At 60.3% G+C, this 12643-nt stretch carries 14 protein-coding genes; 7 read left to right on the forward strand and 7 right to left on the reverse strand.

Going from position 1 to position 12643, the window contains the following annotated elements:
• Positions 1 to 51 precede the first annotated feature (51 nt).
• From BMX68_RS04230 to BMX68_RS04245, 4 genes are all read right to left on the reverse strand, one after another.
• A complete protein-coding gene (locus tag BMX68_RS04230; protein ID WP_060782845.1) occupies positions 52 to 1209 on the reverse strand; it encodes a phospholipase D-like domain-containing protein in 1158 nt (385 codons plus the stop codon).
• A gap of 1 nt (position 1210) precedes the next feature.
• Entirely contained in the window at positions 1211 to 1789 is a 579-nt protein-coding gene (locus BMX68_RS04235; RefSeq protein ID WP_026013070.1) for a YceI family protein, read from the reverse strand.
• 64 nt (positions 1790 to 1853) lie between these two features.
• The gene (locus BMX68_RS04240) at positions 1854 to 2183 is read right to left on the reverse strand and encodes a hypothetical protein (RefSeq protein ID WP_026013071.1); all 330 of its coding nucleotides are present in this window, start codon (positions 2181 to 2183) and stop codon (positions 1854 to 1856) included.
• A complete protein-coding gene (locus BMX68_RS04245; protein ID WP_017131002.1) occupies positions 2180 to 3277 on the reverse strand; it encodes a serine hydrolase domain-containing protein in 1098 nt (365 codons plus the stop codon). Before BMX68_RS04245 ends, BMX68_RS04240 begins: the two co-directional genes overlap by 4 nt.
• A gap of 228 nt (positions 3278 to 3505) precedes the next feature.
• Here BMX68_RS04245 and olsB point away from each other — a divergent pair, with 228 nt between their 5' ends.
• Together olsB and BMX68_RS04255 are read left to right on the forward strand one after the other, a co-directional pair.
• Positions 3506 to 4261, forward strand: coding sequence for an L-ornithine N(alpha)-acyltransferase (gene olsB, locus BMX68_RS04250; protein WP_017131003.1), 756 nt, complete (start codon positions 3506 to 3508; stop codon positions 4259 to 4261).
• Positions 4261 to 5073: a lysophospholipid acyltransferase family protein gene (locus tag BMX68_RS04255; RefSeq protein WP_017131004.1), complete on the forward strand. Its 813-nt coding sequence runs from the start codon at positions 4261 to 4263 to the stop codon at positions 5071 to 5073. The genes olsB and BMX68_RS04255 overlap by 1 nt, the downstream gene beginning before the upstream one ends.
• Positions 5074 to 5146: 73 nt before the next feature.
• Here BMX68_RS04255 and BMX68_RS04260 read toward each other — a convergent pair whose 3' ends face one another.
• Positions 5147 to 5728 (reverse strand): acyl carrier protein phosphodiesterase, encoded by a 582-nt coding sequence (locus BMX68_RS04260; RefSeq protein ID WP_017131005.1) that lies wholly within the window; start codon positions 5726 to 5728, stop codon positions 5147 to 5149.
• A gap of 154 nt (positions 5729 to 5882) precedes the next feature.
• Here BMX68_RS04260 and BMX68_RS04265 point away from each other — a divergent pair, with 154 nt between their 5' ends.
• The 4 genes from BMX68_RS04265 to BMX68_RS04280 all read left to right on the forward strand — a co-directional run bounded on the left by BMX68_RS04265 (position 5883) and on the right by BMX68_RS04280 (position 9153).
• Positions 5883 to 6185, forward strand: a complete 303-nt coding sequence (locus BMX68_RS04265) for an ArsR/SmtB family transcription factor (protein WP_017131006.1) — start codon at positions 5883 to 5885, stop codon at positions 6183 to 6185.
• A gap of 14 nt (positions 6186 to 6199) precedes the next feature.
• On the forward strand, positions 6200 to 7366 hold the full coding sequence (locus BMX68_RS04270) for an MFS transporter (protein ID WP_017131007.1): 1167 nt from the start codon (positions 6200 to 6202) through the stop codon (positions 7364 to 7366).
• Between the two features lie 20 nt (positions 7367 to 7386).
• Positions 7387 to 8436 carry an alkene reductase gene (locus BMX68_RS04275; RefSeq protein ID WP_017131008.1) on the forward strand — a complete coding sequence of 350 codons (1050 nt, stop codon included), beginning with the start codon at positions 7387 to 7389 and terminating at the stop codon, positions 8434 to 8436.
• A gap of 267 nt (positions 8437 to 8703) precedes the next feature.
• Complete coding sequence (locus BMX68_RS04280) at positions 8704 to 9153, forward strand: hypothetical protein (protein WP_017131009.1); 450 nt, start codon at positions 8704 to 8706, stop codon at positions 9151 to 9153.
• A 346-nt stretch (positions 9154 to 9499) separates the two neighbouring features.
• Here the strand turns inward: BMX68_RS04280 and BMX68_RS04285 are convergent, their stop codons facing one another.
• Complete coding sequence (locus BMX68_RS04285) at positions 9500 to 10435, reverse strand: DMT family transporter (RefSeq protein ID WP_060782838.1); 936 nt, start codon at positions 10433 to 10435, stop codon at positions 9500 to 9502.
• Positions 10436 to 10593: 158 nt separating this feature from the next.
• Positions 10594 to 11226, reverse strand: a complete 633-nt coding sequence (emhR, locus tag BMX68_RS04290; RefSeq protein ID WP_017131011.1) for an efflux system transcriptional repressor EmhR — start codon at positions 11224 to 11226, stop codon at positions 10594 to 10596.
• Between the two features lie 253 nt (positions 11227 to 11479).
• Between emhR and BMX68_RS04295 the strand changes: the two genes are divergently transcribed.
• Positions 11480 to 12640: an efflux RND transporter periplasmic adaptor subunit gene (locus tag BMX68_RS04295; RefSeq protein WP_017131012.1), complete on the forward strand. Its 1161-nt coding sequence runs from the start codon at positions 11480 to 11482 to the stop codon at positions 12638 to 12640.
• Positions 12641 to 12643 lie beyond the last annotated feature (3 nt).

The following is a 12643-nucleotide window of genomic DNA, read 5'->3' on the forward strand; positions in this document are numbered from 1 at the left end:
TGGAGTCTATCTCAGGCGAACAACGGGCAATACCCTGACATGCGCAATCGATCAGCCACGGCGGTCCAACAGGTTCACCACCAGGCGGTCGACCCAGCCCCATAGTCGCTGCTTCACACGACGCCACCACGGTCGCGCTTTCCAGGCTTCGAGGCTGACTGGCTGGCTAAGGGCGAAATCGGTGATAAAGCTGGCCATCGCCGCCTCGGTCAAAGACGGGTCAAGCGCTTCAAGATTGGCTTCCAGGTTGAAGCGCAGGTTCCAGTGATCAAAATTGCACGAGCCGATGCTGACCCAATCGTCGACCAGCACCATCTTCAAGTGCAGGAAACACGGCTGATACTCGAAGATCCGCACGCCCGCCCTGAGCAGCCGTGGGTAGTAGCGATGGCCAGCGTAACGTACCGAAGGATGATCGGTATGCGGCCCGGTCAGCAGGAGCCGCACGTCGACTCCGCGCCGGGCGGCCCGGCGCAACGAACGGCGAACCTTCCAAGTCGGCAGGAAATACGGGGTCGCCAGCCAGATCCGCTGCTTGGCGCTGTTCAGCGTGCGGACCAACGATTGCAGGATGTCGCGATGTTGCCGGGCATCGGCGTAAGCCACCCGACCCAGGCCCTGCCCTGCCAGCGGTGGCCGTGGCAGGCGCGGCAGACCAAAACGGGCGGCGGGTTTCCAGGCAGCGCGCTGTTCGTTGGCCAACCATTGGCGGTCGAACAGCAACTGCCAGTCGAGCACCAACGGACCCCGGATTTGCACCATGACTTCATGCCATTGGCAACGATTGTCGCTGGGGGTCCAGAACTCATCGGTGACGCCCGTGCCGCCAACCACCGCCATGGACTGGTCTACCAGCAGCAGCTTACGGTGATCGCGGTACAGGTTGCGCAGGCCGCTACGCCAGCGCAGGCGATTATAGAAACGCAGTTCGACACCGGCCTCGATCAACCGTCGACGCAACCCCAGAGTAAAAGCCAGGCTGCCAAAGTCATCAAACAGGCAGCGCACCCGCACTCCACGCTCGGCCGCCTGGATCAGCGCCTGGACCATGGCCTCGGCGCACTCGCCGGCCTCCACCAAATACAGCTCAAGCTCGACCTGACAGTTGGCCCGGGCAATCGCCACCAACATGCGCGGAAAGAAATCCGGACCGTCGATCAGCAGCTCGAAGGTATTGTCGCCGCGCCAGGGAAAGACCGCGCCGGTCATGTCAGCGCGCCGTGAAAATCAGCACCACGCCCACCGGTACGGATAGGCTGATGGCCGACAGGCCTGCCACCTTGCGCAATGCCGCGAGACTCGACACCCAGTCAAAATCCTCGGCATGTATCACCAACGGCTCAAGGGTCACGACCTGGAAGCGTCGATCATCGAGGCGCGTCGCCAGCAGCTCGGCATTATAACGGTGCTCCTGGCCGTGCAACCGAACCACCAGCGGCAGGCGCAGTTCGAGCTGAGCACCGGGGGCCAGGTCGTTGATCGGTTCCACATTGATGTGCGCGGTGACTCGCGCCTGGGGATAGGTCTTGATCTGGAACAAGTCGCGACGCAGACGCTCATCGCGCAAGGGAATCCCGGTATTGACCGACTCCAGCTCGACCTCAAGGGTCGCCATACCCTGGCGATCGACCTTGCCGTGCAGGGTCAGGAAGCGGTGGACCTCGGCGATATCGGTGTTCTTGGTGGTGACAAACGATAGGCGCGAAGACTCATTGTCCAGGTACCAATTGGCGTGGGCCGGCAGCGCCAGCACCCCGAGCAGGGCCATGAGAAGGCAAGACCGGTGCATGCGAGCTCCTGATTGAACGTAGGCGCCACCTTAACCGTCCACGGTTGAGGTGGCAAACAACGTCTCAAGGCGCCAGTCGACAGCCTTCCCGCTCACCGACCCAGACTGCCGTGCCGCTGTATCCGAGGCCTTCGGCACTGACCCGGCGCCGACTCGGATCGTCGACAAAGTGGCTGACCGGCACGGTTTGCTTCACATACCCGCGGCAATAGTCGGCGGGGTTATTCATGACATATCGACAGGAACAATACTCCTTGGCGGTATAGGCACTGATGATCCTCGGGAAAGCCCCCAGGGCGACGCGCTCGTGCCAGGCCCAGGCGAGCAGCGCCAACAGCGACAACACCCACAAGCTGATGAACGGGTGACGCCGCACAACGCGCGCGCACCTCATGGCCGCACCCTCGGTGCAAAGGCCAACAGGGCACGCCTGAGCAGCTCGTTGTGACGGTAGCTGCCGTCGCGATCATCGCCGTAGCGCACGATCACCAGGTCGGCGCTGGGGATCACATACAACGCCTGCCCCCAGTGCCCGAGTGCGGCGAAGGTATCGGCTGGCGCGTCCGGCCATGGCTTGGGCGCCCCCTCTATCGGCCGATTGAGCCACCACTGCCCACCCGCCACGGCCTCATCCTGCCCCGGCTTGTAGGCCGCAGCCGGTCGCCGGTTGAAATCGACCCACGCCTCGGGCAGTAATTGACGGTCTCGCCAGCGACCGTTGCGTGCCATCAACAGACCGATCCGAGCCAGATCGCGGGCGGTCATATAGGTATAGGACGATGCCACGAAGGTGCCGCTGCCATCACGCTCCCAGACGGCCCCCCGAATACCCAACGGGTCGAACAGAGCCGTCCAGGGAAAGTCCGGATAACGCTGGGCGCCGACGATCTTTTGCAAGGCCGCCGCCAGCACGTTGCTGTCGCCACTGGAATAACGGAAAGCCTGGCCGGGCTTGCTGTATTCGCCATGGTTGGCGGTGTAACCGGCCATGTCGGCGTGGCCGAGGGTATATAGCATCGCCACCACCGATGATTTCAACGGTGCATATTCATAGTCCTCTTGCCAGTCGATGCCCGAAGCCCAGTTCAACAGGTGTTCCAAAGTGACCTTGGGATGCACCCGAAACGGTGGGTAGAACTTCGCCACCGGGTCATGCAACTGGAACAGCCCTTGGCCATAGGCCACGCCGAGGACCGTGGCCATGATGCTCTTGCTGATCGACCAGGTGAGATGCGGGGTATCGACGCGAGTGGGTCCGGCATACTGCTCGTAGACGATCCGACCCCGCCGGATCACCAGCAGGGCGTCGGTGCGCACACCCGTGCGGGTTGCATCGTCGCGTGTCGTAAAGGCATAGGCCCGCAGGGCCTCGACGGCAGGGCCGGTCATCTGCGGCTCATGGCTCCATTCGCTGTCAGGCCAACTTTCGGCGCGTGCGGTAGAAATGACCAGCAGCAATACCACGAAAAAGGTTGAACCCTTGGGCATGGGGCAAGCTCGGAGAAATAGCCTCGAAAAAGTCTAGCGGGACTTGATGACAGTTCTGCTCGGTCCCCGGCCAAGCTCGGTTCCAACGGCCAATACCCGGCGAGTGTCCTGAAGGTTGTCATGTAAGCATCACCAAAGCTTCATGGCGATGACACCAGGCCTACATAGCCTGACTGAGCACAACAAAGTCGACTGGCCGTAACCCTGGCCGGCAACCGGAGACGCGTTATGACTCAGATCGCCCGCATCAGCGACACCGGCAATGAACGCCGCCTGCAAGCCGAGCGCCTATTGGGCACAGCGGCCTTGCGAGAAGCCCAAACCTTGCGCTTTAACGTTTTCAGCGGCGAATTCAATGCCAAGCTGAAAGGTGCCGAGCTCGGTCTGGATATGGATGATTATGATGTGCACTGCAGCCACATCGGCGTGCGCGACTTGAACAGCGGTCGCCTGGTGGCGACCACGCGTTTGCTCGACCATAAGGCCGCCAACACCCTGGGGCGCTTCTACAGTGAAGAAGAATTCAGCCTGCATGGTCTGGGCCACCTGAAAGGCCCGATCCTGGAAATCGGCCGTACCTGCGTCGACCCGGCCTACCGCAACGGCGGCACCATTGCCGTGCTCTGGGGCGAACTGGCCGAAGTGCTCAACGAAGGCGGCTACAGCTACCTGATGGGTTGCGCAAGCATTCCGATGCAGGACGGTGGGATCCAGGCCCAGGCGATCATGCAGCGTCTGCGTGAACGCTATCTGAGCACCGAACACCTGCGCGCCGAACCGAAGAAACCGCTGCCGCCCCTGGATATCCCCGGCAACGTCATCACCGAAATGCCGCCACTACTCAAGGCTTACATGCGCCTGGGCGCGAAGATCTGCGGCGAGCCGTGCTGGGATGAAGATTTCCAGGTGGCCGACGTCTTCATCCTACTCAAGCGCGACGAGTTATGCCCGCGTTATGCCCGGCACTTCAAGGCGGCAGTGTAATGAGCCGGCTGCGGGTGTATGCCCGAATAGTCCGAGTGCTGTTGGTGGTCTGCCTGGGTATGGGCATGGCCAGTGTATTCGGCCTGTTCGAGCGCCTGGGTATCGCCAATTCGATGGTCCGGCGTCAGCGCTGGTCGCGTTTTTTCATGGCGCGCCTGAGCAATGCCCTGCCCTTTCGCGTGACCCTGCGTGGCACCTTGCCGACGCAACCGATGCTGTGGGTCAGTAATCACGTGTCGTGGACCGATATTGCCCTACTGGGGGCGCTGACTCCGCTGTCCTTCCTGTCCAAGGCCGAAGTCCGCACCTGGCCGGTGGCGGGTTGGCTGGCAGCAAAAGCCGGCAGTTTGTTTATCCGTCGGGGTTCGGGCGATAGCCAATTGGTCCGCAAGCAGATGACCCGTCATCTGGAGCAGCGACATTCCTTGTTGATGTTCCCGGAAGGCACCACCACCGATGGCCGTTCATTGCGCACCTTCCACGGTCGCCTGCTGTCGGCGGCCATTGAGGCGGACGTCTCGTTACAACCCGTGGCCATTCGTTACCTGCGCGATGGGCAACCTGACCTGCTCGCGCCCTTTATTGGCGATGATGATTTGCTTTCGCACCTGATGCGCTTGTTTTCCAACGATCAGGGCGACGTGGAAATCCAGTTGCTGGCGCCGATTGCTTGCAATGGCCAAGAACGCGCGACGCTGGCGTTCCTGGCCCAACAGAAAGTGCAGATGGCGCTGTTTGGCGAAACCGCCGAAGTGACGCGCACAGCGCCACGCCCGGTCGAAATCGACACAGGCCGATCGCAAGCAGCATAAAAAACCTTGTGGCGGGCGGCACTTGCCCCTCGGGGCAAGCCTCCTCGCCACCCAGTCAATGTAGACCTCGTGCTCAAGGTTCTCGTAGTTGCTCCTGCGAAAATGCCCGCAACTCTGGATAGAACAGCCGGAAATCCTCGCTCAGGGGCTCATATAACAGTTCCAGCTCATGCATCGCATGGGCCAGTTCCTCGGGTCGCGACAGGCGTCGGGAAATCCCCCGCAGCACCGGGCGCAGCACCTCGAACTGGCGATATGAACCCAGCCAGTCATCCGCCGCCATATAGGGTGCGACCTGCGCCAGGCGCCCCGGCAGCCGTGGTTCGCTCGCCAGGATGCGATAGACGCCAGCGGTAAAACTGTCCAGCGCGCCCTCGGCATACAATGCCCAGTCCCGTGCCAGACAATGGTCGAAGAACACATCCAGGACGATTCCGGCATAACGCCGTCGGGTCAGGCTGAAACGCGACAGTGCCCGGCCCACCAGAAGATGCCGATCAGTGAACACGTCGATCCGCCGATGCAACCGAATCGCGGCCTCAATCGAAGGCGTGAATTGCCCCTCCACACGCCCCTTGACGAAATCGCCATAGAGGCTGCCGAGCAGTTGTTCCGGGCGCTGGCCGCCCAGATGCAGGTGTGCGAGATAGTTCATGTCACGCAGCTTAGCACTTTCGCTCTCATATCGTTATAACTCGATATAGCGATTTATAGGGAAGTCAGAGCGAAATCATATTTGTATATCGCGAAATATCGATTTATATTTCGCTCCATCGCGATATAGCGTTTTACTACCTTGAGACACCACCATGACCCTTGACCTCGACGAAATAATAAAAGCACTGGCACATCCAGTACGCCGAGACATCCTCAGCTGGTTGAAAGATCCGGAAAACCAATTCCCCGAGCAGCACCATAACCATGAATACGGTATCTGTGCCGGACAGATCGACCAACGCTGCGGCTTGTCGCAGTCGACCGTGTCGGCGCATCTGGCGACACTGCAACGAGCCGGCCTGATCAGCAGCCAGAAGGTCGGCCAGTGGCACTTCTTCAAACGCAACGAGGAAACCATTCAGGCATTCCTCCGCACCATGAGCCAAGAGCTCTAAAAGGACCGCAATCGATGCCTCTCTCGCTACTTATCCTGGCCCTGAGCGCCTTCGCCATCGGTACCACCGAGTTCGTCATCATGGGTCTGTTACCCGATGTGGCGACCGACCTTGGGGTCTCGATCCCCGGTGCTGGCTGGCTGGTGACCGGCTACGCACTGGGCGTAGCCATCGGCGCCCCCTTCATGGCCATGGCCACTGCCCGACTGCCACGCAAGGCAGCCTTGGTGGCCCTGATGGGGATCTTCATCGTTGGCAACCTGCTGTGCGCGGTGGCCAGTGACTACAACGTGTTAATGCTCGCCCGTATTGTCACCGCCCTGTGCCATGGCGCCTTTTTCGGCATCGGCTCGGTGGTGGCGGCCAATCTGGTCAGCCCGGACAAGCGCGCCTCGGCCGTGGCCCTGATGTTCACCGGCCTGACTCTGGCCAACGTGCTCGGCGTGCCCCTGGGCACTGCCTTGGGTCAACAGGCCGGCTGGCGTTCGACCTTCTGGGCAGTGACCGTCATCGGCGTGATTGCGCTGATCGGCCTGCTTCGCTTCCTGCCAGCCAAGCGTGACGAAGAAAAACTCGACATGCGCGCCGAACTCGCAGCCCTCAAGGGCGCCGGTCTGTGGTTGTCCCTGAGCATGACTGTGCTGTTCTCGGCCTCGGTATTCGCCCTGTTCACCTACATCGCACCGTTGCTTCGCGACGTCACCGGCGTCTCGCCACGGGGCGTGACCTGGACCCTGATGCTGATGGGCCTGGGCTTGACCGTCGGCAACATCATCGGCGGCAAGCTGGCGGACAAGAGCCTGTCCGCGACGCTGATTGGGGTCTTTATCGCCATGGCGGCACTGGCTACGGTGCTGACCTGGACCAGCCTGATCGTGGTTCCGGCAGAAATCACCCTGTTCCTCTGGGCCACCGCCTGCTTCGCCGCCGTACCCGCCTTGCAGGTCAACGTGGTGACTTATGGCCAGGCCGCACCGAACCTGGTCTCGACCTTGAATATCGGCGCCTTCAACCTCGGCAACGCTCTCGGCGCCTGGGTCGGCGGCAGCGTCATTGCCCACGGTTTCGGCCTGACCAGCGTGCCCCCGGCCGCTGCGACACTGGCGGTGCTCGCACTGCTGGTGACCCTGATCACGTTTCGCCAGAACGGCAATGCCGAACTGGTTCCCGCTACCCACTAACCATCAAGAGGATTGTCCACATGGCAACTATTTTCGACCCAATCAAGCTCGGCGAACTCGAATTGCCGAACCGCATCATCATGGCCCCATTGACCCGCTGCCGCGCCGATGAAGGCCGTGTGCCGAACGCTCTGATGGCCGAGTATTACGTCCAGCGCGCTTCCGCCGGCCTGATCCTCAGCGAAGCGACCTCGGTCACCCCGATGGGCGTCGGCTACCCCGACACCCCCGGCATCTGGTCCGACGACCAGGTACGTGGCTGGAGCAACGTTACCAAGGCCGTACACGCCGCCGGTGGCCGGATCTTCCTGCAACTGTGGCACGTCGGCCGGGTTTCCCATACTTCATACCTGAACGGCGAACTGCCCGTCGCCCCGAGCGCCATTCAACCCAAGGGCCACGTCAGCCTGGTCCGTCCACTGGCCGACTTCCCGACGCCGCGGGCACTGGAAACCGCTGAAATCGCCGATATCGTCGACGCCTACCGCCTCGGCGCGAAAAACGCCAAGGCCGCCGGCTTCGATGGCGTGGAAATCCATGGTGCCAACGGCTATCTGCTTGACCAGTTTCTGCAAAGCAGCACCAACCAGCGTACCGATAGCTACGGTGGCTCTCTGGAAAATCGTGCCCGCCTGCTCCTTGAAGTTACTGATGCCGTGGTGGAAATCTGGGGTGCCGGTCGTGTCGGTATGCACCTGGCACCGCGTGCGGACATCCACGACATGGGCGACGCGAACCTCTCGGAAACCTTCACCTATGTCGCTCGCGAGCTGGGTAAGCGCGGTATCGCGTTTATCTGCTCCCGCGAAAAGGAAGCCACCGACAGTCTCGGCCCACAGCTCAAGGCCGCTTTCGGTGGCCCTTACATCGCCAACGAACGCTTCACCAAGGACAGCGCCAATGCCTGGCTGAGCAGCGGCAAGGCCGATGCCGTGGCCTTCGGCGTACCCTTCATTGCCAACCCGGACCTGCCAGCGCGCCTGAAGGCCGACGCACCGCTGAACGATGCCAATCCTGACACCTTCTACGGCAACGGCGCGGTCGGCTACATCGACTACCCAACGCTGTAAGCTGCGAGCAATACACTAAAGCCGCAAAAGGCCCTGCCTTGAACAGCCCCAGAAGTTGGACAGCCGTCCTGACTTTTGGGGTTTTTTTTGTATCTGCCGAATTCCGCTACACTACTACCGGAGAACACTCACAGGACAAAGGGCGCCTTGTCGCAGGTATTCCTCGCCACAGTCTGCATACTTACCCGGCGTTTTTCTCTTCTATGGGAAGGCGTGCAACACCCTGGAATGGTGTTGCTTTCAAGATCCAGCTTAAAAGGAATTAACATGATCCTCCTGCTGCAATCCTTCAGCATTGCGCTGTTTTGCGGAGCCATTTCCGCCCTTCTTTCATTTACCGCCTTCGCTTCCGGCATCGTTACGGCGGTTGAGATCCACAACGATTCCTCGCACCCGCTGGAGCTGTTGGGCACCGGCATCGACCTGAACGGCGCGGCGCCTTCAAGCTTTTCCATTGCCGGCGGCGAACGGCGGGAACTGAAACTCGCCGGGCCGAGGGCCTGGTTCATCTACGGCTGGGGGCCACACAAGTGCCACTTCGCGGCCCAGCACTCCCTGCAGCAACGCTTTGCCCAGTCGCCCCATCACAACTACCTGCCGGTATGGACACGGCAAGCCGAGTCGATCGGCGAACGTCCGGCGTCCTGCAAGGCCCGCTTGAACAAGACACTCAAGGCTCCCCCCTACAGCTATAGCGTGAAGTTCAGCATGAGCTGAGCCCTCCGGGCGTCCGGTGGAGTGCGGTTCACCGGATACACCAGTGTCGCTCCACTCACTGACGGCAATGGAAAATTCCCGCACCACGGGCGAAAATCATTCCTGTTGAGTCCTCTGCTCCAACAGCCGACGCTTATGAGAGCTCCGCGCCACGCGAGGGTCGCTCATGAAACTTAAAATCGGCATAACACTTAAAGCATAAGGACTGCGCTGTATTTTTTCAGGAGGACCGTCATGAAAAAGCTCGAATGGACGTGATAAAAGACAGTGCCCTAGCGGTCTGTACGGTCACTTAAGTTCCGGGGCAAGAAACCCACGGCCAAGACGCTGTGAGCAGTCTGGCCGGCTACCTTTTATCAGCAGAAATCGCCATGGATGAATGCCCGGTCTGGGGTGAACCGCGCTTGCGCTGTCCCCAGGCCACCGCCAATCCACTCAGGCAGATCACCACGATCCCGACCAGGGCGACCATATCCGGCATGTGATCGAAAATCAGGTAACCGTACATCCCCGCGAATAGAATCTGCCCGTAGCTGAACGGCGCCAAGGTCGCTGGGGCGGCATACCGCAAAGCCTGGGTCAGGAGCATATGGCCGAACATGCCGCAGGTCCCCAGGCCGATCATGAACAGGCCGTGGACTAAGGTGGGGACACTCCAGAAAAACGGCAGCAACGCACTCATGATCAGGCTGTTGAGGATGCCGGTCAGAAAGTTGCTGGTGGTCGGGCTGTCAACCCCGCTGAGAGTGCGGGTCAGCAGTTGATAAAAGCCGAAACACAGGGCCGAACCCAACGGTAGCAGGATCGCCGGGGTGAACAATGCCCCGCCCGGTCGTACCACGATCAATACCCCGACAAAGCCTACGATCACCGCCGCCCATTGCCTACGGCTCACTCGTTCGCCCAATAGCGGCACCGACAAGGCGGTCACCAGCAAGGGGGCAAGGAAGTTGACTGAGGTGGCTTCCGCCAGAGGGATATAACGCAGGCCGGTGGTGAAAAACAGGCTGGTGCCGATCAAGCACAAGGCACGCAACACTTGCAACCCCGGACGCCGGGTGCGTACCGCCGCCGAAAAGCCGCCGCGAGGTACGAACACCGCCAGCATCAACAAGGTATGAACCACATAGCGGGCCCAGACCACCATCACGATGGGGTAAAAACCCGACAGATACTTGGACAGGGCGTCATGGCTGGCGAACATCAGCACCGCCCCTGCGACCAGGACAATGCCCTTGAGCGGCTGCTCGGCGCTCTTGTGCATCAAGTTCGATACATTCATTTACACGCTCGCAACAAATTTGCTACAAAATACTTAGGAGACTAACTACCAAGTTTCAGCCCACAGGTATATAAATGTTGCCCATTATCGGCAGCCCAAGTGTTTTTTGTTATTAGCCTTAAATATTGACACAACTAGACTCAATTACGCACTTTGAGTCAATTGCGCAAGCTGGGGCTCAGGAGCAGCATATCCAATCCTGCATCGACCCAGCGTGGAGCATCGTCAGCCAGGTCAAAGCTGTCGGGTGCCAGCAACCATTGATAGAGAATGCCATCGATCCAGGCATGGATACTGATGGCTGCGCGAGCTGTATCGAGGCTCTCGGGAAGCTGCCCTCTATTCACCGCATTACGCAAGGCCAGCTCGATGTGCATATTGCAGTCCGCGCTGGCAGCGCGTCGCTGGCGACGCAGATCACACATTTCATCGGTGAACTCACACTTATGAAACAAAATTTCATTGATGCGCCGGACTTTCGGGTCAAGGGCAACCCGCTGAAAGAAATGCACCAACAACTGACGCATGCAGCCCAATGGATCAAGCTCCTCGCGGTTTTCACTGGCCTTGGCCAGGTCATCCAACGGCTCGCGCAACGAGTCGAGCATCGCCTGCACCAGATCAGCCTTGTTGCTGAAATGCCAGTAGATGGCACCACGTGTCACACCTGCCAGGGTCGCGATATCGGCCAGGGTAGTGCGTGCCACACCACGCTCGTAGAACGCCTTTTCGGCAGCTTCGAGTATCTGGCTCCGGGTTTCCCGGGCTTCCTCTTTGGTGCGACGGACCATGGCGGTAAAACCTCAATCAGGGTGCCTCGGATGGCCCATGGCCTAATCCGAGCTTAACGACGGGCGGCGATTCTTATGCCTTTTCCCGAAATGAATCCAGTGCTTTGTCACGACGGTCATGAAAAGCGCACGTATTTACAAACAACCATGAATGTAAGTATATTCATTAGCAACCTATTTATCCAGCCGGATCACCTTTAATACCCTTCCACTATTCTTGTGCGCATCGTGCGCGCTTGACTCGAGGCCCCTCATGCAACGCAAGCCAGCTATTACCACTCTGGTCACCGCCGTCGCCCTGGCATCGCTGCTCAGCGGATGTAAAGAGGAAAAGGCCGCCGCGCCAGCCCCTCCCGCACCTCAGGTCGGTGTCGTTACCCTGCAAACCCAGGCCTTCACCCTGACGTCCGAGCTTCCAGGTCGAACCAGCGCCTATCGCATCGCCGAGGTCCGTCCCCAGGTCAACGGCATCATTCTCAAACGCCTGTTCAAGGAAGGCGGCGACGTCAAAGCCGGTCAGCAGCTTTATCAAATCGATCCCTCGGTCTATGAAGCAACCCTCAAGAGCGCCGAAGCGAACCTGCAATCGACCCGTTCGATTTCCGACCGCTACAAGCAGTTGGTGAACGAACAGGCTGTCAGCCGCCAGGAATACGACACCGCCGTCGCCAATCGCTTGCAATCGGAAGCCGCCCTGCAAAGCGCTCAGATCAACGTGCGCTATACCAAGGTATTGGCGCCGTTGTCTGGGCGTATCGGTCGCTCGTCGGTAACCGAAGGCGCCCTGGTCAGCTCCGGCCAGGCCGAGGCCATGGCGACGATTTCGCAACTCGACCCGATCTACGTCGACGTGACGCAATCCACCGCCGAGCTATTGCAACTGCGCCGCGAGCTGGAAAGCGGGCGCCTGCAGAAGGCTGGCGACAACGCCGCAACGGTCAAGCTGATCCTGGAAGACGGTAGCTCGTACCCGCAGGAAGGCAAGCTGAAATTCTCGGAAGTCACCGTGGATGAAACCACCGGCTCGGTGACCCTGCGCGCGGTGTTCCCGAACCCCGATCACACCCTGCTGCCGGGCATGTTCGTACATGCTCAATTGCAGGCCGGCGTGAACAGTGCCGCCATTCTCGCGCCACAGCAAGGCGTGACCCGTGACCTCAAGGGCACCCCGATCGCGTTGGTGGTCGGTCCGGACAATAAGGTCGAGCTGCGTCGGCTCAAGGCCAGCCGTACCCTGGGCAGTCAATGGCTGATCGAGGAGGGCTTGAACGCCGGCGACCGGGTGATCACCGAAGGTCTCCAGTTCGTGCAGCCCGGCATTGAAGTCCAGCCCACCGAAGCCAGCAATGTGAAGGTAGCCAACCCGCCCCCTGCACCGGCAACAGATAAAGCCGCCGGCAGCAAAGGGGAATAAACC

The sequence above is a fragment of the Pseudomonas agarici genome (assembly GCF_900109755.1).
Classification (GTDB): Bacteria; Pseudomonadota; Gammaproteobacteria; order Pseudomonadales; family Pseudomonadaceae; genus Aquipseudomonas; species Aquipseudomonas agarici.